Here is a 24,435-nt window from a genome sequence, read left to right on the forward strand (position 1 = left end):
ATGGCACGTATTGATCTTAAAGGCCTTGCGCATTCCTATTTCCCCGATCCGAAAACGGACGAGGATTATGCCCTGCGCCGTATGGAACATGTCTGGGAAGATGGCGGTGCATATGCCCTTCTCGGCCCGTCGGGCTGTGGCAAGACCACCCTTCTGAACATTATTTCCGGCCTACTGACACCGTCACATGGCCAGGTCCTGTTTGATGGCAAGGATGTCACCAATCTGGCCCCGGAAGAACGCAACATCGCGCAGGTTTTCCAGTTCCCGGTGATCTATGACACCATGACGGTTTACGAAAACCTTGCCTTTCCGCTGCGTAACCGCGGCGTTGATGCAAAACGCGTCGATGCGCGTGTGCGTGAAATTGCCGGAATGCTGGATCTGACCGGCAAGCTCAAACAAAAGGCACGCGGCCTTGGCGCGGATGAAAAACAGACGATCTCGCTTGGGCGCGGTCTGGTTCGTGACGATGTTTCGGCCATCCTGTTTGACGAACCGCTGACCGTGATCGACCCGCATCTGAAATGGGTTCTGCGCCGCAAGCTCAAGGAAATTCACAACAAACTGCGCCCGACCATGGTCTATGTCACCCATGACCAGGTCGAAGCCCTGACCTTTGCCGACAAGGTTGTCGTCATGTATGGCGGCAAGGTTGTTCAGCTGGGCACGCCGCAGGAACTGTTTGAAAATCCGGCTCATACCTTTGTCGGTTACTTCATCGGGAGCCCTGGCATGAACATCATGGATTGCAAGATTGATGATGGTGCGGCCTGGGTCGATGGTCAGCGTATCGGTCTTTCGGACCGTCACCTTGAAGCCGTTTCCAAACAGACCGGCAAGATCGAACTGGGCATCCGCCCGGAATTCCTGACCCTTGAAACCGGTGATGCTGCCAAAGGCAGCGACGGTGTTGATGTCAATATCATCAAGGTCGAGGATCTCGGTCAGTACAAGATCGCAACCACCCGTTTTGGCGCATCTGAAATCAAGGTCAAACTCGGTGAAGACGAACAGGTTGTCGGCCAGTCCGGCGTTTTGCGTTTCGCACCGGAATGGACCAAACTTTACGCCGACAGTCAGTTGGTCGCGTAAGGGGGGATGGGGAAATGAACAAGATTACCAACAACAAGGCCTGGTTCCTCGTCCTGCCAGTCTTCTTTATCGTCGCCATCAGCGCGATCATTCCGCTGATGACAGTTGTGAACTATTCGGTTCAGGACATTTTTGATCCGCAAACCCGTTTCTTTGTCGGCACCGAATGGTTCGAACAGGTTCTGGGCGACAGCCGCCTGCATGATGCGCTGATCCGTCAGATCATCTATACGCTGAGCGTTCTGTTCATCGAAATTCCGCTGGGCATTGCGGTCGCGCTGACCCTGCCGCGCAAGGGCTGGGGCGTTTCGGCCTCGATGGTTCTGCTCGCACTGCCGCTGCTTATTCCATGGAACGTGGTTGGCACCATCTGGCAGATTTTCGGCCGTGCCGACATCGGTCTTGGCGGTTATGTCATCAACATGATGGGCATTGACTATAACTATTCCCAGAACCCGATGGATGCATGGGTCACCGTTCTTGTCATGGATGTGTGGCACTGGACCAGTCTGATTGTTCTGCTGTGCTATGCCGGTCTTCGGTCGATCCCGGATGCCTATTATCAGGCAGCCAAGATTGACGGCGCATCGCGCTGGGCCGTGTTCCGCTTTATCCAGCTTCCGAAAATGCAGTCGGTTCTCGTTATCGGTGTTCTGCTGCGCTTTATGGACAGCTTCATGATCTATACCGAGCCGTTCGTCCTTACCGGTGGCGGTCCGGGTAACGCAACCACCTTCCTCAGCCAGTTCCTGACCCGTATGGCGGTCGGCCAGTTTGACCTTGGTCCTGCAGCGGCCTTCTCGCTGGTCTACTTCCTGATCATTCTGCTGGTTTGCTGGGTTTTCTATACCGTCGTGATGAACGCCGGAAAGCGGGAGGAACAATAAAATGCAGTTCCAGAAACGTCATATCGGACTTCTTCTTTACATTCTGTTCCTGTTGCTGCCGATCTATTGGCTGTTCAACATGTCGATCAAGACCAATACGGAAATCCTGGGGGCAATGACCCTGTTCCCGGATAATCCGACGCTGGCAAACTATGCGACGATCCTGACCGATCCGGCCTGGTATTCGGGCTATATCAACTCGATGATCTATGTCGGCATCAACGTTGTGATTTCGCTGGTTGTCGCATTGCCTGCGGCCTATGCCTTCTCGCGGTTCAACTTTACCGGCGACAAGCATCTGTTCTTCTGGCTTCTGACCAACCGCATGGCACCGCCAGCCGTGTTCCTGTTGCCGTTCTTCCAGCTCTATTCAAGTGTCGGACTGTTTGACACCCATATTGCTGTGGCCCTTGCACACTGCCTGTTCAACGTGCCACTCGCCGTCTGGATCCTTGAAGGCTTCATGTCGGGCATTCCAAAGGAAATCGATGAAACCGCCTATATTGACGGTTACTCGTTCCCGCGTTTCTTTGCCACGATCTTCATTCCGCTGATCCGTTCGGGCATCGGTGTGACAGCCTTCTTCTGCTTCATGTTCAGCTGGGTTGAACTTCTTCTGGCCCGTACGCTTACCTCGGTCGATGCAAAACCGATCGTGGCCACCATGACCCGTACGGTTTCGGCATCAGGCCTTGATTGGGGCGTTCTTGCTGCAGCTGGTGTTTTGACAATTGTCCCGGGCGCCTTGGTGATCTGGTTCGTTCGCAACTACATCGCCAAAGGTTTCGCGATGGGTCGCGTGTAATCGGCAAACAGGAGGAATATCAACATGTCTTGGATGGCCTGGACCCCGATTACCGCTGTGTTCTTCAGCTGCATCATCCTGATGCTGATCGGGATGGGAATTTGGCAGGCGGTTTCACCAACCGTTCCGCGGCGCGGCTTTTTGCCGCTGACCACCACACGCGGTGATCGCCTGTTTATCAGCCTGCTTGGCGCGGCCTATATCCATTTGGGATGGCTGGCATTTACCGATCTTGCACTTTGGATCGGTTCGGTTATCGCGCTTGCCTGGCTCATCATTGTGATGCGCTGGGGCTAAACCTTCGGAACGGTACTGTGATCTTTCGCAGTGCCGTTCCTTTGATATTCATCACGGCGGGTTGTCTGTCTTCCCCTACCGTTGGTGACCGGGTTTTATCCGGATGAGCAAAAAGGAAGACAACCAGGGAGAAAACGACATGATCGTTAAAGCCAAAGGCGCTTCGAGCGTTATTAAAGGCAGTGCCGTCGCAGTCGCTCTTGGTCTTGCAGTGCTGGCAAACCCGGCAATGGCTGACCAGTACACTGACGCGGCCAAGAAATGGATCGACAGCGAATTCCAGCCGTCGAGCCTGAACAAAGACGCCCAGATGGCCGAACTTGAATGGTTCATCAAGGCAGCTGAGCCGTTCCGTGGCATGGACATCAACGTGGTGTCTGAAACCATCACCACGCATGAATATGAGTCCAAGGTTCTGGCAAAGGCCTTCTCGGAAATCACCGGGATCAACCTGACCCACGACCTGATCGGTGAAGGCGACGTTATCGAGAAACTGCAGACCCAGATGCAGTCGAACCGTAACATCTATGACGCCTTCATCAATGACTCGGATCTCATCGGTACCCATTCGCGTTATGACGCGGTTGTGCCGCTGTCTGATTTCATGGCTGGCGAAGGTAAAGACGTTACCTCTCCGACCCTTGATCTCGAAGACTTCATCGGCCTGTCCTTCACCACCGGTCCGGATGGCAAGCTTTATCAGCTTCCTGACCAGCAGTTCGCGAACCTTTACTGGTTCCGTTACGACTGGTTCCAGCGTGAAGACCTGCAGAAGCAGTTCAAAGACAAATACGGCTATGACCTTGGCGTTCCGGTCAACTGGTCGGCCTATGAAGACATCGCGGAATTCTTCACCAATGACGTGAAGGAAATCGACGGCCAGAAAGTCTATGGCCACATGGATTACGGTAAAAAAGACCCGTCGCTGGGTTGGCGCTTTACCGATGCCTGGCTGTCGATGGCAGGTGCAGGCGACAAGGGCCTTCCGAACGGCCTTCCGGTCGACGAATGGGGTATCCGTGTTGAAGGTTGCGCACCGGCTGGTTCGAGCGTAACCCGTGGCGGTGCAGCAAACGGTCCGGCGGCTGTTTACGCCCTGACCAAATACATTGACTGGCTCAAGGCCTATGCTCCTGCAGAAGCAGCTGGCATGACCTTTGGTGAAGCAGGTCCGGTTCCGGCACAGGGCCAGATCGCTCAGCAGATCTTCTGGTACACCGCCTTCACCGCCGATATGGCGAAAAAAGGCACCCCGGTTGTGAACGAAGACGGTACGCCGAAATGGCGTATGGCACCTTCGCCGCACGGCCCGTACTGGGAAGAAGGCATGAAGCTTGGTTATCAGGACGTGGGTTCTTGGACTCTGATGAAGTCCACCCCGCTTGAGCGCCGTAAAGCAGCATGGCTCTATGCACAGTTCGTGACCTCCAAGTCGGTCTCGCTGAAAAAGACCCTTACCGGTCTGACCCCGATCCGTCAGTCTGACCTGGACACCCAGGAAATGACCGATATCGCACCGAACTGGGGTGGTCTGGTCGAGTTCTATCGTTCCCCGGCCCGCGTCCAGTGGTCGCCGACCGGTACCAACGTTCCGGATTACCCGAAACTGGCTCAGCTCTGGTGGCAGAACGTTGCCGAAGCTGTAACCGGCGAACGTACTCCGCAGGAAGCAATGGACAACCTTGCCAAATCTATGGACCAGGTTCTCCAGCGTCTTGAGCGTGCAGGCATCGGTGGCGAATGTGCTCCGAAACTGAACGAAGAGCGTGATGCACAGTACTGGTTCGACCAGCCGGGTGCACCGAAAGCGAAACTCGCTAACGAAAAACCGCAGGGTGAGACCGTCAATTATGACGATCTGATCGCGGAATGGCGTGCGGCTCAGAAAAACTAAGAGCCACACTACTGGGGGTGCCGGGGATGTTTTTCATCCCCGGCCGTCCCGACCAGGACGGCTTCCTGTTTAAAGATCATTCATTTTACCGACGCGTATTTCATTAAGTCATAAGACCCGAGACATCCGAACAACGGATGCACATGTCCCAAAAGGGAATGTCTGCCCAATCAAAACATAATCAGCGGGCCAGACAGGGAGGAAACAGTGAATACCGCCATTAAAAAACGTCGCGCGGGCCTTGGCATTCAAGGTCGGCTCATGGCTTCTTTTGCCTTGATTCTGGTACTGGCTGGCATTTCATCGGCTGTATCATGGGTGTCATTTGGTAACAGCCGCGATCTTGTCGCTGACATCACAACCGATAGCCTGCCATCCATCATTCGCCAGATGGAACTGGCAATGAACGGTGTTGGCCTTGCGGCACAGGCGCCGGTTCTGGCGGCATCGCGCAATGCCGATGAGCTGGCCCTGACCGAAAACAGGCTTGATCAACTGATCAGTGACGCGCGAACGCGCCTTGCTGAAATTGCTGCGGCCAACCCCGAACCGGTCATGATTGATATTTCTGTGTCCTCGCCGGTCACAGAACCGCCAGCAGCAGAAACCGGAAATAGCCAGAGCAGCGATGCATCCGGGACATCCGAAATGCCCCCGTCGACCTCAGAACCAGAACTGGTCGACGCTGTTGCCACCCTGACAGCACAACTTGATGAAATTGTCGCCCATCGCGACACGCTGCACGAACTGACCACCCGGCGTCTGGATATTGAAAAGAAACGAGGTGATCTTACACTTGATATGGTGTTTGCCTATCGCGATCTTTCCGAGTTTCTAAGCCCCCTGATCGAGGTGGTCGACATCGATGTTGCGCGTGGTATTTCAAGGGTCTCCAGTGGCAACACGGATGCCGCAACAAAACTTGAAGAAACCATTGCATTTTCACAGCTGATTGCCGAAATCCGTGCCAATGTGAACCTTGCGTTCGGGATGCTGACTGCCGGTATTGCCGTTCCCGAAGGCGAAGCCATGGACGAAGTTCGCAATCAGTGGAACTGGGCCGAGCTGCGCATTACCGATGCCCTCGAAGAACTGCCTGACAATGATGACGGCAACAAGATACGTGACCTTGCCAAGGCATTGATGGCCTTTGGCAAGGGACGGACCAGCGTGTTTGACCTGCGCGAAACCGAATGGGAAAACCAGTATCAGACCGAAAAAAACCTGAACGCAACAATCGCAACTGCCGAAGCACTTTCCAAATCGATCTCGGTGATGGTCGACAGCAAACGAGCCGAGGTCGACAGCAATGCGTCCGATGCCGTATCGCAGGTGGTTCAGGATCAGCGTTTGATTGCATTTATCGGCGCTGCTGTTCTGGTGATTTCACTGGCAATCCTGATCTTCTATGTCCGTGGGAACCTGATCAAACGACTGTTGCGCGTGATAGACGGCATGCGTCAGGTCGCCAATGGTGATCTGTCAACCGAGGTAAAGGACACCGGCCGCGATGAGATCGGCCGCATGGCTGAAATCCTTGGCCAGTTCCGTGAAACAAGCCTTGCGGCACAGCAGGCCGAGGAAAAAGTCGCCCGCGAACGCGAACATGCCGAAGCCAAGCGTCGGCAGGATATGCTTGAGTTGGCCGATGCATTTGAAGCATCGATCATGCAGGTTGCCGAGGGTGTTGCTCGCGAAGCCGAAAACATTCAGGCAACGTCCAATCAGGTCCGTGATCACGCCCAGATCGCCTCGACCAATGCCACCGGCGTCGCCGGTGCATCCGAGGAAATCTCGATCAATATGGCGTCCGTGTCCGATGCGACCCAGTCACTGTCGGACCGGGTGCGTGACACTGGTCATCGTGCCCAGAAATCGGTCGGCGCAGCCACCAGTGCCGTTGAAGCTGCCCAGCGCACCAATGCCACGATGCATGAACTTGAAACCGGTGCGCAGGAAATCGGCGAAATACTGAGCCTGATTCAGGATATTGCCGCCCAGACCAATTTGCTTGCGCTCAATGCCACGATTGAAGCTGCCCGCGCTGGCGAGGCTGGCAAGGGCTTTGCCGTGGTCGCACAGGAAGTCAAAAATCTTGCCAATCAGACCGGGGCGGCCACCGACCGGATTGCCGAGCGGATCACTGAAATCCAGTCCACCACCGGCATCGCGGTTCAGGCAATTGCCGGCATCCGGGACAGCATAACCGGCATCCACGAAACGGTGGGCGAAATGTCAGATGCGGTTAACGAGCAACAGGAATTCGTTGCCGAAATCGCAAGCAATGTCGAACAATCGGCCACTGCTGCCAGTGAAATGAACGGCACGATCGCGCAAGTCAGCACAGCTGCTGATGATAACCTTCAGGCTGTTGACGGCTTGCGTCAGGCAACGGATCGCCTGCGCAGCCAGTCTGATGATCTGGGCAGCCGTGTGCGTGATTTCCTGACCTCGATCCGCTCGGAACAACCTGCAAATCAGACGACCGGGTCAACCCGGGAACCATACTCCCTGCCATGAGCGCACCTCGCCGGGACCGAGCGGGTATGTACCCAACCGGTTCCGGCATTTTTTCTCTCGCTCAGGGCAGCAACAATGTTAGACAGAATGCTATGAAAAACATGATCGTCAACTTTCTGAACGCGCCCCGGATCGGCTCCACAGCAACCGGCCTGCGCCTGTCAGCATCGGCTCTTGTTATCGCCACGGCCCTGACCAGTATCAGCGCGCCTGCTTTGGCCGCTTCTGCACTTGATGATGGCATGACGGCCTATCGCCAGGGCGATTTTGAAAAGTCCGCAGCCATCTTTGCACCTCTGGCCGAGAATGGTGATGCCACCGCGCAATATCTTTTATCCTGTCAGATGATCAATGGTGCCGGCATCCCGCCCAATGAGGATACCGGTTGGGATTTGATGCAAAAGGCCGCACATAACCGGCAACCGGATGCCAGCATCATTCTGGCGCGCAAAGCCGAAGCTTCCCAGGCCCCCAAAGATCAGATCCGTGCCCTGTATCAGCAAAGTGCCGATCAGGGCGAAACACAGGCAATGCTGTGGCTGGCACTCGACGCTATGGATCAGGGTCAGAATGACACGGCAAAAACCCTGCTTGAAAAGGCTTGGGAACTTGGTGATCCGCGGGCAGCAACATTGCTTGCCAACCGGTTCACCAAAACCGACAGCGGACGGTATCAGTATCTTCGCGCCGCCGCCCAGAACGGCGAAATGCGCGCTGCGGCCTATCTGGCCGAAGAAGCCCGTTCAGTCAACGACACCGCCGAGGCGGTTGGCTGGTGCGCGATTGCCACCGGCCTTCCCGGTCATAACGAAGATGTCGACTGGAAAACCATCGGCGACGCAGTTGAGAAAAACTGTGGAAAATTTGACAAGGACCTTGACGACACAGCCCGTGCGGCAAACCGCGAACGCGTTGACCAGTTCCTTGCCACTTTCTTTGAAAACTATAAGCCATGGACACCCTGGAAGGCCTGCGCCGTGCGGTGACAGAACAGTAAATTACCGGACTTTCAACCTTGCCTCCCCCCTCCGTCTAACACATAATGCTAATGCATAATCGCGGGGATCTGACGTGGGAGAGTTTTCTCGATATCTGATGATCAGTGGCCTGACCGTTGCCTGTTACCTGTCAGCGGCCAGCCTCGTGAAATCTGGTGGCAAGGCACAGGCAGCAGATCCTGCCCTCCCTTTGATTGTTTGGCAACAGGCCCCGTCACCTCCTGCTGTGATCGTCGATGGCCCATCTGCGGGTGACGGATATCTGCAACGCACAACAGACTGGCTGATCAGCCATCTTCCCGGTTACCGTCATGAAAAGCGTATGGTCCCGATCCCCAGGGCCCTTGATGTCATGGCCAAGGGTGAATTCATGTGCTCCAACTTTCTTTACGAAAGTGACTATCGACGCAACTTCCTGATCTTTTCTGATCCGCTCCTGGAGTTGCAGGCTTTAACCATGTTCATCGCGCCCGAAAAACTCAACGAGCTGCGCTATGCCATGCGTGACGGCATGGTTGATCTTGGTCTTCTGGCCCATCAGAACAAATTGTCGATTGGCATGCCGGTCGGATATCGCTTTGACGAGGCACTGGTGCCCGGCGTGAATGATTTCCTGCAATCGAAAATGACCCAAAGCGCCGGGACCACAGAAATGACCATCCGCCTGTTTGATGTCAGTCGTATCGACGGCTTCATCAGCTATCAGGTCAATGTGAACTATTACCGCGAAGCCGGGGAACTGGGGCGGGAAACCATACCAGTCCCGATCATGGGTGTGCCTGTCCGGCCGTTACCGGTTTCCTGCAGCGGAGATAAAAAGCAGGCCCAACAAATCATTGATGCTGTTAACAGCTTGCTTTCCGACCAGCAAAACCGTCAGGAACTTGAAGCATTCTATGACCGCTGGGCGGCTGCAACACCCTGATTGACCGGCGCGATCCTATCGCCCGGCCAGATCATCCTTGTTCAGCATCATCGCAAGGGATGCCAGATCGTCACCTGTATTGACGTTGGCAAACAGGGCCGGCTGATCGGGATCAATGGCAAACGGCACAGCAATCGCATCGACCGCCATCAGCGGTCCACGAACCCGATATTGCTCATTGCTCAATAATTCTGCAATCACCGGCGCACAATCCCGGTGCCATGCCGATGACAGGTAGTGGTCCCGTTCCCCGTGACGAACGAAGGCGGCTTTGCTCCCCGCCTCCCTTGCCGCAGCAATCAGTTCCTGTGCCATATCATCGGGCACCACCGGGCAGTCAACCGGAAAGGTCACCAGCCAGTCCACCGCATCAGACATCACCGTCAATCCACCAAGAATACCGCCAAGCGGCCCCTGCCCCGGTACAGGAACATCTGCCACCACCGGAATATCAAAACCGGCAAAGGTGTCTGGCGATTGATTGGACGAGATCATCACATGCCCGCATTGCCGCCGCACAGTTTCAATCGCAAGAGATATCAGGGACCGACCGGCGATTTCGCGAAACGGCTTATCCCCGCCCATCCGGCGTCCTTCCCCCCCGGCAAGGACAAGGCCAGCGATATTTACGCCTGAATGATTGTCACTTTGTGACCCGTATGACATGCGATGGATCCGGGATTTCAGCTGGATATAAAATGTGCCGATGATCTTACAATACATCGGCACATTGAACGAGGTCAGGATTAAAGAAGTCGTCAAAACGACAGTAAAGTCACAATCAGGTTTCTTCCGGATCGGTCATTACCGGCTCGATCAGAAGCTTGCTGCCACTCACCGCACTGACACGCACTTTCTGTCCCTTGGGAAGGTCACGTTCGGCGACCAGAACCCAGCTTGAGCCATACACGCTTTGACGGATCTGACCATTGACGGTTTTTTCGGTCAGGATTGCGGTTTTACCAACCAGTGAAGAACTGGCACTGCTGACATCCTCGTCCGTCGTGCCCGAACGGCCGGGTTTCAAAAAACGCCTGCCAACCAGCACCGCAATCACACTCAGCACGCCAAATGCGATCAGCTGGAATTCCGGCGAGATGTCAGGAACGATCAAAAGGATGATCCCCGCAATCGCAGCGGCAATCGACAACCACAAAAAGATGATCCCGGGCAACACCATTTCAAGGACGAGAAACACACAGGCCAGTATCCACCAGTGCCAGAACTCGACCGCAAGGTTCGAAAACATGTCCATCGCAACACTTCCAAATGTCGGTTACTTGCCGTCTTTCTGGGAGATCGTCTTGATCAGTTCGGAAACCCCGCCGATCGATCCCACAATTCCGGATGCATCCAATGGCATGAAGACCAGCTTGCTGTTGGGGCTTGAGGCAACTTGCCCAAGCGATTCAACATATTTCTGGGCAACGAAGTAATTGATTGCCTGAATGTCACCATCGCGAATTGCAGTCGAGACAATCTCGGTTGCCTTGGCCTCGGCGGCAGCCGTACGTTCACGGGCCTGCGCATCAAGGTCGGCAGCAATCATGCGCCCCTCGGCGGCCAGAACAGCTGCGGACTTTTCACCTTCTGCACGTTTGATATTTGCTTCGCGTTCGCCATCGGCCTCAAGGATCAGGGCACGCTTCTCACGTTCGGCCTTCATCTGGCGGTTCATGGCTTCGGTCAGGTCTTCCGGCGGATTGACGTCCTTGATTTCAACACGGGTGATTTTCACCCCCCAATCGCTGGTGGCTTCATCAAGAACCATCAAAAGCGACGCGCTGATCTTTTCGCGGTTTGACAGCATTTCATCAAGCTCCATCGACCCCAGAACACTGCGCAAGTTGGTCATGGCAAGGTTCTGAACCGCGTAATCAAGACTTTCGACCTTATAGGACGCATCCTTGGTATTGGTCACACGGATGAACACCACGCCATCAACAACCACAGATGCGTTATCCTTGGAAATCACTTCCTGACTTGGAATATCAAGCACACGTTCCATCAGGCTCATACGTTGTCCGACACGATCAAACAGCGGAATAAGCACATGCAGGCCGGGATCAAGTGTTTTCAGATACCGCCCCAATCGTTCAACTGTGAACTCGTATCCTTGCGGGACGATCTTGACACTCATAAAGGTCAGAACGACGGCCAGCACAACAAAAGCGACCGAGAAAACTGCGAAAGTTGATTGCATGTGATGCCCTTAACATGCCTGCCCGGACAGGCAACCGGGGCAATTCCCGGTTTGTGCCACAGGCAGAGTTCAAGATTGAAGAACGTTATACCAATACAATCAATCATATGTCCGGGGGCTACAAATTGCACAATAAAAATGCCCTGAGCACACAGGGTTATGGCGATATTTAATTTAGAATTTCGGCATGTTTCCTGAAGTTTCCTAGCATTTCCGACATTACCGCAATGCAGCATTTCTGCATTGCCGATCTTGTCTCTTTGTCCTAAAATTTGGTTCAGACATTGCGGCTTGCCGCCTCGATATCCGGACGACCGGATGTCGTTACAGGATCAATGGGGACGGCCCCTTAAGACAGGAGGCCACCCATGGCCTGGATTGCATTGATTATCGCCGGTGTTCTGGAAGTTTGCTGGGCATCGGGCCTGAAATATTCCGAAGGTTTCACCAAACCGATCCCGACCATCTTTACCCTTGTCACCATGATCGGCAGCTTCTGGTTGCTGGCCCTTGCCATGCGCACCATTCCGCTTGGCACGGCCTATGCCATCTGGACCGGCATTGGCGCAGTGGGCGCGGTGATTTTCGGCATTGTCATGCTGGGTGAAGCGGCCAGTATCGGTCGCCTGATCGCGATCTGCATGATCCTGGGCGGGATCGTCATGCTGAAACTGTTCAGCCCGGCCTGACCGGGCCACTGAGATCCCAAGGAATTCCCGCAGAACTCCTAAAGCAAAACAGGGCAGCCAATGGCTGCCCTGTTTCTGTTTGTTCGTTCTGATCGCCGCCTAGACGCCCGCAGGAATACCGCTGCGTTCGACCTTGCGCGGTGAGGTGATTTCTTTCCATTTCGACAGCGCCTTGTTGACTGCCGGATAGGGTTCGCGGGCGATGAATTCGCCGTCGCCGCATTTGGCGAGAACCACACCTTCCTCGGCGGCGATGCGACCACGGCTGAGCGTATAGCGCGGAAGACCCGTGACCTCGATGCCTTCAAACACGTTGTAATCGATGGTCGATTGCTGGTGCTTGGCAGTAATGGTTTTCGATGCCTTCGGATCCCAGACCACAAGATCGGCATCCGCCCCGACAAGGATCGCACCCTTGCGCGGATAGATATTGAGGATCTTGGCGATATTGGTCGAGGTTGCCGCCACAAATTCATTCGGGGTCAGGCGACCGGTATTGACACCATAGCTCCAGAGAAGCGGCATGCGGTCTTCAAGGCCGCCCGTGCCGTTCGGGATCTTGGTGAAATCGCCAACGCCATAGCGTTTCTGTTCGGTCGTAAAGGCGCAATGGTCGGTCGCGACAACCTGCAAGCTGCCCGATGCCAGACCGTTCCACAGACCGTCCTGATGTTCCTTGCTGCGGAATGGCGGGGACATGACGCGACGTGCCGCATGATCCCAGTCCGGGTTTTTATATTCGCTGTCATCAAGGATCAGATGCTGGATCAGCGGTTCACCAAACACGCGTTTGCCATTGGCACGCGCGCGACGAATGGCTTCATGGGCCGGTTCGCAGGAAACATGCACGATATAAAGTGGCACATTGGCCATATCAGCTATCATGATTGCGCGGTTGCACGCCTCGCCTTCGACATCGACCGGACGGGAATAGGCATGGGCTTCGGGGCCGTTATTGCCTTCGGCCAGCAATTTCTGCTGAAGGGTGGCGACAACGTCACCGTTCTCGGCATGGACAAGCGGCATCGCACCCAGTTCCGAACAGCGCGAGAAGGATGCGAACATCTCGTCATCATCCACCATAAGCGCGCCTTTATAGGCCATGAAATGCTTGAAGGTGTTGATGCCTTTTTCCTGAACGATGGTCTTCATTTCGTCAAAGACCTGCTCGCTCCACCAGGTGATCGCCATGTGGAAGGAATAATCGCAAACCGCCTTGGATGATTTGTTGTCCCACGCCTGAAGCGCTTCAAGCAGCGACTGGTTTGGCGAAGGCAGGCAGAAATCAACCACCATGGTAGTGCCACCGGCAACAGCGGCCTTGGTGCCGCTTTCGAAATCGTCGGCGGAATAGGTCCCCATAAAGGGCATTTCCATATGGGTGTGCGGATCAATCCCGCCGGGCATTACATAGCAGCCATCGGCGTCAATCACCTTGTCCCCGGTCAGGTTGTCTCCGATCGCGGCAATCTTGCCGTCCTCGATCAGGATATCGGATTTGTATGTCAGATCGGCGGTAACGATGGTTCCGCCACGAATAACCATGGACATGGGTGGCTCCTTGTCTGTCTGTTTGGCGAAAAGTTGCGGGCCATCCCGGCATTTCACCCAATTCCCGGACGTCACCGGGGCATCTCGTTTCACATCAAATTCGGGAGGTAATTCTGTCTGGCGGCGCATGACGCCACCGCCAGACAGGTAAAGTCGGATTACATGACCTTGTCGGTCACCGCATGGGTCCAGGCGCCTTCCGGCTCCTTGGTGATGACCGGGTCAGAACCGCCAGAAAGCAGGCTGTCAACGGTACGCTGATAAGCTGCCTCGTCGAGTTTGCCGGAATCGCCAAGCAGTTTGGCAATTTCGGTCATCATGCGGACCTGGTGTTTTTCGGTCTGGGCACCGGTTGCATCGTTATCAAGCACGATGGTTGCGGCTTCTTCCGGGTTTTCTTTCGCATACATCCAGCCTTTCATGCTGGCATCTACGAAACGCGCCATCTTGTCGACGAATGCCGGGTCCTTGAGTTTGTCTTCAAGAACATAAAGGCCGTCTTCAAGGGTCGCGACACCCTGATCTTCGTATTTGAAGACCTTGAGATCATCTTCCGAGATACCGGCATCAATTACCTGCCAGTATTCGTTATAGGTCATGGTCGAAATGCAATCGGCCTGCTTCTGAAGCAGCGGGTCAACGTTAAAGCCCTGTTTAAGAACCGTAACCCCCTTATCGCCGCCATCGGTCGGAATGCCAAGCTTCGACATCCAGCTCAGGAACGGATATTCGTTGCCAAAGAACCAGACGCCAAGCGTACGGCCCGGGAAGTCATCCGGGCTTTCAACACCGGTTTCCTTAAGGCAGGTCAGCATCATGCCCGATTTGGCAAAGGGCTGTGCGATATTGACCAGCGGCACGCCTTTTTCACGCGATGCAAGTGCGGACGGCATCCAGTCAATAATCACATCTGCACCACCACCGGCAATCACCTGCGGCGGGGCGATATCCGGACCGCCCGGATTGATGGTCACGTCAAGATCGGCTTCTTCGTAGAAACCCTTGTCGAGTGCCACGTAATAACCGGCAAACTGGGCCTGTGTGACCCATTTAAGCTGCAAGGTTACTTCATCTGCTGCCATCGCCGAAAGCGATGTCAGACCGAAACTCAACCCTAATGCAGTCGCAAACAATTTCTTCATTCGTCGATGTCTCCTCAGGTTGTAGTCAAGTCCTCCCGGTGGGCCGTCTTTGATTGTGCCTTTAATGGCGACGTACCCGAAAAGATGGATGCCATGACGTCGCTTTTCTCTCGATATAAGCCACGGCCCCATAGAAGGCGGTCCCAGCAAGGGCCGCCAAAGCGATTTCTGCCCAGACCATGTCGATATTCATCCGCCCGACCTCGGTCGAAATGCGGAAGCCCATACCAACAATCGGGGTGCCGAAAAATTCGGCGACGATTGCACCAATCAGCGCAAGCGTGGAATTGATTTTAAGTGCGTTGAATACGAACGGCATGGCCGCAGGCAACCGCAAGCGGAACAGCGTCGACCAGTAACCCGACGCATAGGTCGCCATCAGGTCGCGTTCAAGCTTTCCGGCCGCATTAAGCCCGGTCACCGTATTCACCAGCATCGGGAAGAAGGTCATGATCACGATAACCGCAGCCTTTGACTGCCAGTCAAAGCCAAACCACATCACCATGATCGGTGCCACCCCGATGATCGGTAGTGCCGACACCATATTGCCCAGTGGCAAAAGGCCGCGTTTGAGGAACGGCACCCGGTCCACGGCAATTGCCATGACAAAGGCCGAACCACATCCAAGCACATAGCCGCTCAGAACCGCCTTCACAAAGGTCTGATAGAAATCAGCCGCCATGATATCGGTCGAGGTCACAAACCGCACACCGATCATGCTGGGCGGCGGCAACAGAACCTGCGGCACGCCAAATCCGGCAACCAGAACTTCCCAGACAAACAAAAGCCAAAACCCGAACGCCACCGGCACGGTCACATTGGCGATCTGTTGTTTGGCGGTTTCCAAAGAACGGTAATTGGCAATCACGTCAATCCCGCGCCAGACAAAGGCCCAAAGCGAAAGGATGAACAACCAGAAACCGGTCCCGGCAAAGCCCGCAACACCATGATCATAAAGCGTTGCAATCGCCTGCCAGCAGCCAAACACCGCGACGGCCAGAATGATCACACCACTGATGACGGAACGCACGCCAAGCCATGTAAAGGCCGCCCCGGCGATCACGCAAAGCGCCATGGCAATGGCAAGACCGGGAATATCACTGACAAAGGCGACCTGTTTACCAGTATCGGCATCAATACCGGCAAGCGGGAAGATCAGCGCCAGAAGGGCTGCAATCGCGCCCACCAGACAGAATTTATCAAGTTTCATCTCGGTCATGCCTTTACCCCCATCCGGGCAAGGACGCGGCGTTCACACCATCCGACAATCACCACCATCATGGCGGCAACAAAGGCCGCCGTCAGAAGCGCTGACCAGATCTGGATGGTCTGACCGTAATAGGACCCTGCCAGAAGACGTGCACCCAGACCGGCCTGTGCACCGGTCGGCAATTCACCGACAATCGCACCGACCAGACTGATCGCAATCGCGACTTTCAGGCTGGCAAACAAATAAGGCATCGCCGATGGCAACCGCAGCTGCCAGAAGGTCTGCCATTTCGAGGCATTATAGGTCCGCATCAGATCAAGCTGGATGACTTGCGGCGACCGAAGCCCCTTAACCATGCTGATCGTCACAGGGAAGAAGCACAAATAGGTCGAAATCACCGCCTTGGGCACAACGCCCTTGATCCCGATGGCCCCCAGAACGACGATGATCATCGGCGCAATGGCAAGGATCGGAATGGTTTGCGATGAAATCACCCACGGCATCAGGCTTTTTTCAAGCGTCATGACATGCACAATGCCGACGGCCAGAACAATGCCCAGAATGGTGCCGATCCCGAACCCGAGCAGGGTCGAGGAAAGCGTCACCCAGCTGTGATAAACCAGCGAGCGTTTTGACGTGATGCTGGTGGCAAAGATGGTCTTGTACATTTCCTGCGCCACCTGATGGGGGGCCGGAAGAATCGGGCGTTCCTGTGCCAGGGTATCTTCGATCAACTGGCTGGTGGTCCAGGTCTGGTCCGCACGATTGTATTTGTCGATCTGGGTCGGTGCATTCATGAAGACTGCGCCGACATACCAGAGAACAAACAGTGCAATCAGAACAACACAGACCGGACCGGTCTGTCCCGACATCATCCGGGACCAGATCGACGGTCCGGCAAGGGACCCGGTCATGGTGGCAGTGTTACTCGTCATTGCTGTGCCCCGCGCGCAAACCTTCGCGAACCCGATGCGCGATCTCGAGGAATTCCGGTGTTTCACGGATATCAAGATTACGCTCACGCGGGAAATCGGTTTCAATCACATCAATGATGCGGCCCGGACGCGGTGACATGACGACAATCTTGGTCGACAGATAGACCGCCTCGGGGATCGAGTGGGTGACAAAGGCCACCGTCTTGTTGGTGCGCGCCCACAGCTTCAAAAGCTGTTCATTAAGGTGGTCACGCACGATTTCATCAAGCGCGCCAAACGGCTCGTCCATCAAAAGCAGATCGGCATCAAATGACAATGCACGCGCAATTGAGGCACGTTGCTGCATCCCGCCTGACAGCTGCCATGGGAATTTCTTTTCAAAACCGTTGAGTTCAACAAGCTTAAGGGCTTCATGCGCACGTTTGATCCGCTCTTCCTTGGAAATCTCCATGATTTCAAGCGGCAAGGTGACGTTACGTTCAATCGAACGCCATGGCAAAAGGGCTGGCGCCTGGAACACATAGCCATAAGCGCGGTTTTCGCGGGCCTGTTCGGGCGAAACGCCATTGATCGAAATATCGCCCCCGGTGGCCTTTTCAAGGTCGGCGATCACGCGCAACAGCGTGGTCTTGCCACAGCCCGACGGGCCGATAAAGGAAACGAAATCGCCTTCATTGATCGTCAGATCAACATCAGAAAGCGCATAAACCGGACCGTCCGCCGTCTGAAAGGTCAGCGACAGGTTTTTGATATCAACAACTGCGTTCTTTGATGCGGGCATCTCAGCAACATTATTGACGACTTGTTTTAGCGTCATGGGGTTTCCCCTGATCGTATGTCTCTCTCGGAACCAGAAAAGACTTTTCTGGCACACTCGATGGAAGCTTCCCTTCAGGGACGTTGCCCTGGACCTTGCCAACATTTGATCAGATGCATGTGTTGCGTCTGCCCGGTCATTGCCGGGATTACGGGATCATGGCCCGTTCATGTCGGTCAAAGCAAAACGGCAAGCAGATCTTTGCCCGCTTGCCGGTATCCAGAAATCAGTTTCCGTCCGTCAGGCGCGTATAGGTCGACGGACGACGGTCGCGGAAGAATTGCCAGTTATTGCGGATTTCACGCACCATCGACATATCCATGTCATGGACCAGCAATTCGTCCTTGTCGCGCGAAGCCTGGGCTTCGATCTCGCCACGCGGATTGACGAAATAGCTTTGACCGTAAAACTCGCCAATATCCCACGGCTGTTCACGGCCAACCCGGTTGATCGCCCCGATAAAGCAGCCATTGGCAACCGCCGATGCAGGCTGTTCGAGTTTCCAGATATATTCCGAGACGCCTGCAACCGTGGCCGACGGATTGACGATATATTCCGCACCATTAAGCGCCAGCGCACGCCAGCCTTCCGGGAAGTGGCGGTCATAGCAGATATAAACGCCAAGCTTGCAATACTGGGTCTCAAAGACCGGCCAGTCCGATGCGCCCGGCTTGAAAAAGAATTTCTCCCAGAAACCGGCGACATGAGGGATATGGGTTTTGCGGTATTTACCAAGATAGGTGCCATCGGCGTCAATCACCGCAGCAGTGTTGTAATACACCCCGGTAATGTCTTCCTCATAGATCGGAACAACGATCACCATTTTGTATTTGGCTGCCAGTTCGCACATCAGTTGTGTGGTCGGACCATCGGGAATTTTTTCCGCGGCCGCGTACCATTTCTTGTCCTGGCTCGGACAGAAATAGGGCTGTGTGAAAACCTCCTGAAAGCACAGGACCTGCACGCCTTTGTTACCCGCCTCTTCAATAAGGGGCAGATGTGCGTCGATCATGGCCTTGCGGATTTCTTCGGGGGTCTGATCGGTTGAACCCTTAAGGCTCATTTGAATCAGGCCGCCTCTCAGCATTGACATCCGAGATACCTCCTTGATCTGATATTTTATGTCCTTGCCACTTTTGTGGTCTGACGGACTTATGTCCTTACGCGCCCCAAAGACCCTTTTGTTTTTATGCGGGTCTGTTCCCAGACGGGACGCGGTCGGAAAAATCGCGAAACAGATGTTTCCTCCGTGGCGTTGCCAGATCAGGTATTTTTTTGTCGATCCGGCAAGCCCCCATCGCCCGTCACCGGGCGATGGGTATCAGTCTTCGATCTTAATCGATCTCTTTGAGCACGTCGCGCAATGTACCAAACAGCTGATCGATATGTGATTTTTCAATGATCAGCGGCGGTGAAAGCGCAATGATATCGCCCGTGGTGCGGATCAGGATGCCTTTCTCAAATGCCTTGAGGAATGCACTGAACGCACGCTTGGTCGGGAAACCTTCGATCCCTTCAAGTTCGATCGCCCCGATCAGGCCAAGGTTACGGATATCCTTGACGCGCGGCAGATCAATCAGGCTGTGAACCGCATCTTCCCAATACTGGCCAAGTTCCTTGCCCTTTTCATAAAGACCTTCTTCTTCATAGGTCTCAAGGGTCGCAAGGCCAGCCGCACAGGCAACCGGGTTGCCCGAATAGGTATAGCCATGGAACAGCTCGATCATGTTTTCCGGGCCGGTCATGAAGGCATCATGGATCTCGTCGGTCGCAAAGACCGCACCCATCGGGATCGTCCCGTTGGTCAGGCCCTTTGCGGTCGTGACCAGATCGGGCTGAACACCGAAATAGTCAACCGCGAACGGCGCACCCAGACGGCCAAAGCCAGTGATGACTTCATCAAAGATCAGAAGGATGCCATGCTTGGTGCAAATCTCGCGCAGACGTTCCAGATAGCCTTTCGGCGGGATCAGAACGCCGGTCGAACCGGCAACCGGCTCGACAATCACAGCGGCAATGGTTGACGGATCATGCAGCGCGCAGATGCGCTCAAGATCATCGGCCAGGAACGCGCCATGTTCGGGCATCCCGCGGGTCACACCGTTTTCTTCTGGCAGATAGGTGTGACGCATATGGTCAACACCGCCCAGCATCTGGCCAAAGGTCTTGCGGTTGCCCGAAATACCACCAACCGAAATGCCGCCAAAGTTAACACCGTGATAGCCGCGTTCACGACCGATCAGACGGGTACGCTGACCGTCGCCGCGTGCGCGGTGATAGGCCAGTGCAATCTTAAGGGCGGTTTCAACCGATTCAGAACCGGAATTGGTATAGAAAACATGGTTGAGATTGCCCGGCATCAACTGTGCCAGACGGCTGGCAAGTTCGAACGCCTTGGGATGGCCCATCTGGAATGCTGGCGCATAATCCAGTTCGTCCATCTGCGCCTTGACGGCTTCGACAATTTTCGGACGCTTGTGACCGGCGTTGCAGCACCAAAGGCCCGCAGTACCGTCAAGGATTTCACGATTATCGTCGGTTTTGTAATACATGCCATCGGCAGAGACCAGCATACGTGGGGTCTGCTTGAACTGGCGATTGGCCGTAAAAGGCATCCAGAACGCTGAAAGATCGTTCGGACGGCTGATTTTCGTGGTGGCTGTCATAAAAGGTCTCCCGTACCTTTTTTATTACTTCCCTGATCCCGGACGGATGGCGGGCACCCGTATTTCCGGCATCTGACATCTTTTATTCCGTTTGCCTGACAAATTTGGCCAAGTGACCAAAATGTCGCACATTCGATTTCCGGAACGGCCTGACAGGCAGGCGCGCAAAAATCGTTAGCATGAGACACGCCCACGCACTAGAGCTTAAACGCTACCGGGAAATTGTTTCGAATATTCGACCGTCAAACACCATTTCAGCGACCCTGTTTTTTATTTATGGCGTCTATTTTCTCTTTATCTTTCATCGGTGCTGTTCGATATTTCGGACAAACCCGACTCTCGACCCTGGTCAAGAACGACGCGCATAAAAAAGTTTCTTTTGCATATTTGTGGTAGAGGTTATTTTAACCTGACCAAACGGTCAAGATAAATGACACAAATCAGAGAGCACGAATGACCTCAGTAAAAAGCGGCTCGAAACAGGACACACGGATGGGCGCCAAACCCGCAGTAAACGGGGCACACAAGGCCGCGATCCGACAGGAAAACGAAGAACAGATTCTTGCCGCCGCAGAACAGGTTTTTGCTGATTACGGCTTCAAGGGGGCGACCACCGCACGTATTGCCGAAATCGCCAATGTGCCCAAGGCCAACGTGCATTACTATTTCAGCACCAAGGAGGCGCTGTATCGCCGGATCATGGAAGATGTCTGTGATCACTGGCTTGAAGCCGCCATGACCTTTGACAACAGTGCCGACCCGGCCGTGATCCTGCGCGGCTATATCGAAGCCAAGATGGATTTGTCGCGTGCCCGCCCCTATGGTTCGCGCCTTTGGGCCCATGAAATCATACGTGGGGCCAAATTCTCGTCCGATTACATCTCGACCACCGTCAAGAACTGGCTTGATAGCCGTGTTGTGGTAATCAGGGGCTGGATCGACGAAGGCAAGATGGATGACATCGAACCCTATTCGCTGATGTATATGATCTTTGCCACCACCCAGCATTATGCCGACTTTGGCCGCCAGATCGAGATTTTCAACAATGACAAGCCGCTTAGCGAAGAACAGTTCGCCGAGGCCAAGGAAAATGTTGTTAAAATCATCCTGAAAGGCGTCGGGCTTAATTGATCATTCGCCAGGAACCACCTCAAAGGGGGTGGGCTGGCACCACTTCTGCATAGTTGTGCAAACGTCCGACCGGACAAATCTGTAGACGCAGTATCTGCAACATGATTGCCCGGGACCAAAATGACGCGTCACATATCGTCGACCCGCGTCGCAGGAGCTTGCATCGCAGTCATCCTTGTTGGTGGCCTGATTTCCTTGTTTGACGGCCTTGCGCTTGCGGCGGATGGATCTGAAAAATCCCCCCTGAACGGCACGCTGATGCGGCCTTGCAGTACCATGTCTGTTGGCGGAGCGGACGGGTGGGAACCGATTTCCTATATTGATGCCGACGGCCGGCAGGTCGGGGTTGCGATTGATATCTTGCGTCGCTATAGCGCCCAGACCGGCACGCATCTGTCGCTTCAGCTTGAAATTCCCTGGACCCGCGCCTTGCAGATGCTCGAACAGGGTGAACTTGATGTCATTGCCGGAGCCTATTTCACCACGGAACGCGACCAGATGTTCCACTACAGCACGGCTTTTGCGTCCGATGACATCATGGTCTTTCAACGACATGACAATCTTTTTGATGTCGAAGAACTGCGAGACCTGATCGGCTATACCGGTGCCCGCCCGCAAGGGGGCAGTTATGGCGACAAACTGGATCGCTATGCGCAGGATAATCTTGATATGATTTTCTCGCCGACCGGTAACAAGATTTTCAATATCCTGCTCAATGGTCGCGTCGATTACGTCATGCTGGGCCGCTATGACGGTCTGAGCAACCTGTATCGTGACAAACTGACCGACAAGATCAAAGCCGTTGAACCGCCACTGGTCCGTAACGAGGTCCTTTTCCTGTTTTCCCGCTCAAGCCCCTGTGTGCGCGACATTGCAAATATCAATCTGCTGATCGAGGCCCTTGATGAAGACGGCACACTCGAACTCTGGACACAGAATCACATCATTCTGAATGCCGAAAGCGGCAGCTAGGATGATCTGACCATCAGCAGCTTGAATAAGGAATGTTTGCCCCTGCCCTCTTTTCCTGCGGTCGATTTCGACTTAAAGTTGTCAAAGCTATATTCAGGAAAACTTTTATTTTGCGGCCCGCACCGCAGGGGAGGATCAATGAAAATCCTGATGGGACCCGTTCTGTCATTCAAGGGATATGACAAGGCCAGCAATCGCTGGAAACTAAGTGCCCTGATCGTCACCGACAGCGATCAGCCCTGCCCGATATTCTTTACGAACGCCCATGCAGCCAATGCGGGTCAGCCGGAAACGATCTGGCAAAACGGCAAGCACTTTGCCCATTGTCTTGCCTTTGAAACCCCGCTTTCCGACAGCCCCGCCACCCTGACCTACAGCCTTGAAGATGGCGTCTATTATGACATCCACCTGCCCGCCAAGGGGGATGCACCCAACATGTCCTATGCATCCTGCAACGGGTTTTCATCGCAAAAGGTCATGAAAGGTGTCGAGGTCAAAAACCGGATGTGGCAGGAAATGGCCAAACGCCATGACAACAAGCCCATCCATCTGATGCTTTTGGGCGGCGATCAGGTCTATGCGGATTCCATCTGGGAAGTCGTGCCATCCATCAAGGAATGGAACAACAAACCCAACGACGCTGCAAACAAGGCAAGCTTTACCAAGATCATGGAAAAGCAGGTCGAGGCGTTTTATTTCAACCTTTACACCGAACGCTGGGCACAGCCGGAAGTCCGCGCCATGATGGCCAGCATCCCGTCGATTGCGATCTGGGATGACCATGACATCTTTGATGGCTGGGGTTCCTACCCGCCTGCGCGTCAGGACTGTGCGGTATTTCAGGGGATCGGTGCCATCGCAACCAAGGCCTTTGGCGTCTTTCAGCAACATATTGCGCCGGGCGGTCAAAAGCCGGACGCCTATCTGGCCCCCGATTACGGGTTTTCGATGGGCCATGTGATTGGCGATACCGCCATTCTGTGCCTTGATATGCGGTCCGAACGCAGCCAGCGTCAGGTTCTGTCAAACGATCACTGGAAACAGATTTATGACTGGGTTTCGGGTCTGGCCGACATCAAACATCTGTTTGTGATGTCGAGCATTCCGGTGGTCTATCCCGATTTCAATGTACTTGAAAGCCTGCTTGGCGTGGTGCCCGGCCAACAGGAACTGGAAGACGATCTTCAGGATCACTGGAGCAGCCGAAGCCACAAGGGCGAACGCACCCGCATGGTTCACCGCCTGTTTGATTTCCAGAAAACCGGCATGCGGATCACCATTCTGTCGGGCGATGTTCATGTCGCAGCCCTTGGTATTCTGCAAAATGACCGCATGGAATATGACGGCAAAACGCGCGTCATCAATCAGCTGATTTCATCGGCCATCGTCCATCCGGCCCCAAGCAAGATGGTACTGTTTGCCCTTCGCCACCTGCTGGATAACGACAAGGAAATTGATCCGGGCATTCAGTCACGGATGGCAAATCTGCCGGGGGCGGATGTCAAATTTGTCGGGGCGCGCAACTTCCTGTGTTTGGAGCCCGACGACCGCAATGGTCAGAACCGCTATTGGGCGCACTGGATTGCCGAGGGACAGGAAGAACCCTTTACCAAGGTCATTCACCCGGTCCCGGCCTAGTCCCGAAATCCGGACAAAAAGAAGGGCGGGTATAAAACCCGCCCCGCTCTGGGTGGCTGC

22 protein-coding genes are annotated in these 24,435 nt (G+C 54.6%); 12 read left to right on the forward strand and 10 right to left on the reverse strand.

The window, feature by feature from the left end:
* From WA318_RS12570 to WA318_RS12605, 8 genes are all read left to right on the forward strand, one after another.
* Positions 1-1,095, forward strand: a complete 1,095-nt coding sequence (locus WA318_RS12570; protein WP_336081537.1) for an ABC transporter ATP-binding protein — start codon at positions 1-3, stop codon at positions 1,093-1,095.
* 14 nt (positions 1,096-1,109) lie between these two features.
* Complete coding sequence (locus tag WA318_RS12575; RefSeq protein WP_114099481.1) at positions 1,110-1,982, forward strand: carbohydrate ABC transporter permease; 873 nt, start codon at positions 1,110-1,112, stop codon at positions 1,980-1,982.
* Position 1,983: 1 nt separating this feature from the next.
* Positions 1,984-2,787: a carbohydrate ABC transporter permease gene (locus WA318_RS12580; RefSeq protein ID WP_336081539.1), complete on the forward strand. Its 804-nt coding sequence runs from the start codon at positions 1,984-1,986 to the stop codon at positions 2,785-2,787.
* A gap of 24 nt (positions 2,788-2,811) precedes the next feature.
* Positions 2,812-3,084, forward strand: a complete 273-nt coding sequence (locus tag WA318_RS12585) for a DUF2160 domain-containing protein (protein WP_114099479.1) — start codon at positions 2,812-2,814, stop codon at positions 3,082-3,084.
* A gap of 139 nt (positions 3,085-3,223) precedes the next feature.
* A complete protein-coding gene (locus tag WA318_RS12590; protein ID WP_114099510.1) occupies positions 3,224-4,978 on the forward strand; it encodes an ABC transporter substrate-binding protein in 1,755 nt (584 codons plus the stop codon).
* Between the two features lie 207 nt (positions 4,979-5,185).
* A complete protein-coding gene (locus tag WA318_RS12595; protein ID WP_336081544.1) occupies positions 5,186-7,498 on the forward strand; it encodes a methyl-accepting chemotaxis protein in 2,313 nt (770 codons plus the stop codon).
* Between the two features lie 92 nt (positions 7,499-7,590).
* Positions 7,591-8,484, forward strand: a complete 894-nt coding sequence (locus tag WA318_RS12600) for a tetratricopeptide repeat protein (protein WP_336081546.1) — start codon at positions 7,591-7,593, stop codon at positions 8,482-8,484.
* 85 nt (positions 8,485-8,569) lie between these two features.
* Positions 8,570-9,421: a hypothetical protein gene (locus WA318_RS12605; RefSeq protein WP_147252046.1), complete on the forward strand. Its 852-nt coding sequence runs from the start codon at positions 8,570-8,572 to the stop codon at positions 9,419-9,421.
* A gap of 15 nt (positions 9,422-9,436) precedes the next feature.
* Here WA318_RS12605 and mobA read toward each other — a convergent pair whose 3' ends face one another.
* The 3 genes from mobA to WA318_RS12620 form a co-directional block, all read right to left on the reverse strand.
* A complete protein-coding gene (gene mobA, locus WA318_RS12610) occupies positions 9,437-10,087 on the reverse strand; it encodes a molybdenum cofactor guanylyltransferase (RefSeq protein ID WP_336081549.1) in 651 nt (216 codons plus the stop codon).
* Positions 10,088-10,202: 115 nt separating this feature from the next.
* Positions 10,203-10,676, reverse strand: a complete 474-nt coding sequence (locus tag WA318_RS12615) for an NfeD family protein (RefSeq protein ID WP_336081551.1) — start codon at positions 10,674-10,676, stop codon at positions 10,203-10,205.
* A gap of 21 nt (positions 10,677-10,697) precedes the next feature.
* On the reverse strand, positions 10,698-11,624 hold the full coding sequence (locus WA318_RS12620; protein WP_336081553.1) for an SPFH domain-containing protein: 927 nt from the start codon (positions 11,622-11,624) through the stop codon (positions 10,698-10,700).
* Positions 11,625-11,992: 368 nt separating this feature from the next.
* Here WA318_RS12620 and sugE point away from each other — a divergent pair, with 368 nt between their 5' ends.
* Entirely contained in the window at positions 11,993-12,313 is a 321-nt protein-coding gene (gene sugE / locus WA318_RS12625) for a quaternary ammonium compound efflux SMR transporter SugE (protein WP_336081555.1), read from the forward strand.
* Between the two features lie 99 nt (positions 12,314-12,412).
* Here sugE and hydA read toward each other — a convergent pair whose 3' ends face one another.
* The 7 genes from hydA to WA318_RS12660 form a co-directional block, all read right to left on the reverse strand.
* Positions 12,413-13,864, reverse strand: coding sequence for a dihydropyrimidinase (gene hydA, locus WA318_RS12630; protein WP_114099473.1), 1,452 nt, complete (start codon positions 13,862-13,864; stop codon positions 12,413-12,415).
* 158 nt (positions 13,865-14,022) lie between these two features.
* Positions 14,023-15,006, reverse strand: coding sequence for an ABC transporter substrate-binding protein (locus WA318_RS12635; protein ID WP_336081558.1), 984 nt, complete (start codon positions 15,004-15,006; stop codon positions 14,023-14,025).
* Positions 15,007-15,067: 61 nt separating this feature from the next.
* A complete protein-coding gene (locus WA318_RS12640; protein WP_114099471.1) occupies positions 15,068-16,225 on the reverse strand; it encodes an ABC transporter permease in 1,158 nt (385 codons plus the stop codon).
* Positions 16,222-17,151, reverse strand: coding sequence for an ABC transporter permease (locus WA318_RS12645; RefSeq protein WP_258548782.1), 930 nt, complete (start codon positions 17,149-17,151; stop codon positions 16,222-16,224). The genes WA318_RS12640 and WA318_RS12645 overlap by 4 nt, the downstream gene beginning before the upstream one ends.
* Positions 17,141-17,932: an ABC transporter ATP-binding protein gene (locus WA318_RS12650; RefSeq protein WP_114099506.1), complete on the reverse strand. Its 792-nt coding sequence runs from the start codon at positions 17,930-17,932 to the stop codon at positions 17,141-17,143. Before WA318_RS12650 ends, WA318_RS12645 begins: the two co-directional genes overlap by 11 nt.
* Before the next feature lie 262 nt (positions 17,933-18,194).
* Positions 18,195-19,031 carry a nitrilase-related carbon-nitrogen hydrolase gene (locus WA318_RS12655; protein ID WP_336081562.1) on the reverse strand — a complete coding sequence of 279 codons (837 nt, stop codon included), beginning with the start codon at positions 19,029-19,031 and terminating at the stop codon, positions 18,195-18,197.
* A 271-nt stretch (positions 19,032-19,302) separates the two neighbouring features.
* Positions 19,303-20,634, reverse strand: a complete 1,332-nt coding sequence (locus tag WA318_RS12660) for an aspartate aminotransferase family protein (RefSeq protein WP_114099469.1) — start codon at positions 20,632-20,634, stop codon at positions 19,303-19,305.
* A gap of 453 nt (positions 20,635-21,087) precedes the next feature.
* Between WA318_RS12660 and WA318_RS12665 the strand changes: the two genes are divergently transcribed.
* The 3 genes from WA318_RS12665 to WA318_RS12675 all read left to right on the forward strand — a co-directional run bounded on the left by WA318_RS12665 (position 21,088) and on the right by WA318_RS12675 (position 24,375).
* Positions 21,088-21,765, forward strand: coding sequence for a TetR/AcrR family transcriptional regulator (locus WA318_RS12665; protein ID WP_336081566.1), 678 nt, complete (start codon positions 21,088-21,090; stop codon positions 21,763-21,765).
* Between the two features lie 120 nt (positions 21,766-21,885).
* Positions 21,886-22,737, forward strand: coding sequence for a substrate-binding periplasmic protein (locus WA318_RS12670; RefSeq protein WP_258548780.1), 852 nt, complete (start codon positions 21,886-21,888; stop codon positions 22,735-22,737).
* 138 nt (positions 22,738-22,875) lie between these two features.
* Positions 22,876-24,375, forward strand: coding sequence for an alkaline phosphatase D family protein (locus tag WA318_RS12675; protein WP_336081569.1), 1,500 nt, complete (start codon positions 22,876-22,878; stop codon positions 24,373-24,375).
* Positions 24,376-24,435: the final 60 nt, after the last annotated feature.

The organism is Thalassospira sp. CH_XMU1448-2 (assembly GCF_037027285.1).
GTDB lineage: Bacteria > Pseudomonadota > Alphaproteobacteria > Rhodospirillales > Thalassospiraceae > Thalassospira > Thalassospira profundimaris_C.

Bases quoted from the DNA above. Each gene is read 5' to 3' on its own strand.
- WA318_RS12570 (WP_336081537.1), top strand. From the start codon at position 1: ATGGCACGTATTGATCTTAAAGGCCTTGCGCATTCCTATTTCCCCGAT.
- hydA (WP_114099473.1), bottom strand. From the start codon at position 13,864: ATGTCCATGGTTATTCGTGGCGGAACCATCGTTACCGCCGATCTGACA.
- mobA (WP_336081549.1), bottom strand. From the start codon at position 10,087: ATGTCATACGGGTCACAAAGTGACAATCATTCAGGCGTAAATATCGCT.
- WA318_RS12615 (WP_336081551.1), bottom strand. From the start codon at position 10,676: ATGGACATGTTTTCGAACCTTGCGGTCGAGTTCTGGCACTGGTGGATA.
- WA318_RS12645 (WP_258548782.1), bottom strand. From the start codon at position 17,151: ATGACGAGTAACACTGCCACCATGACCGGGTCCCTTGCCGGACCGTCG.
- WA318_RS12575 (WP_114099481.1), top strand. From the start codon at position 1,110: ATGAACAAGATTACCAACAACAAGGCCTGGTTCCTCGTCCTGCCAGTC.
- WA318_RS12640 (WP_114099471.1), bottom strand. From the start codon at position 16,225: ATGACCGAGATGAAACTTGATAAATTCTGTCTGGTGGGCGCGATTGCA.
- WA318_RS12600 (WP_336081546.1), top strand. From the start codon at position 7,591: ATGAAAAACATGATCGTCAACTTTCTGAACGCGCCCCGGATCGGCTCC.
- WA318_RS12655 (WP_336081562.1), bottom strand. From the start codon at position 19,031: ATGAGCCTTAAGGGTTCAACCGATCAGACCCCCGAAGAAATCCGCAAG.
- WA318_RS12580 (WP_336081539.1), top strand. From the start codon at position 1,984: ATGCAGTTCCAGAAACGTCATATCGGACTTCTTCTTTACATTCTGTTC.
- sugE (WP_336081555.1), top strand. From the start codon at position 11,993: ATGGCCTGGATTGCATTGATTATCGCCGGTGTTCTGGAAGTTTGCTGG.
- WA318_RS12620 (WP_336081553.1), bottom strand. From the start codon at position 11,624: ATGCAATCAACTTTCGCAGTTTTCTCGGTCGCTTTTGTTGTGCTGGCC.
- WA318_RS12665 (WP_336081566.1), top strand. From the start codon at position 21,088: ATGACCTCAGTAAAAAGCGGCTCGAAACAGGACACACGGATGGGCGCC.
- WA318_RS12670 (WP_258548780.1), top strand. From the start codon at position 21,886: ATGACGCGTCACATATCGTCGACCCGCGTCGCAGGAGCTTGCATCGCA.
- WA318_RS12660 (WP_114099469.1), bottom strand. From the start codon at position 20,634: ATGACAGCCACCACGAAAATCAGCCGTCCGAACGATCTTTCAGCGTTC.
- WA318_RS12675 (WP_336081569.1), top strand. From the start codon at position 22,876: ATGAAAATCCTGATGGGACCCGTTCTGTCATTCAAGGGATATGACAAG.
- WA318_RS12585 (WP_114099479.1), top strand. From the start codon at position 2,812: ATGTCTTGGATGGCCTGGACCCCGATTACCGCTGTGTTCTTCAGCTGC.
- WA318_RS12635 (WP_336081558.1), bottom strand. From the start codon at position 15,006: ATGAAGAAATTGTTTGCGACTGCATTAGGGTTGAGTTTCGGTCTGACA.
- WA318_RS12590 (WP_114099510.1), top strand. From the start codon at position 3,224: ATGATCGTTAAAGCCAAAGGCGCTTCGAGCGTTATTAAAGGCAGTGCC.
- WA318_RS12650 (WP_114099506.1), bottom strand. From the start codon at position 17,932: ATGCCCGCATCAAAGAACGCAGTTGTTGATATCAAAAACCTGTCGCTG.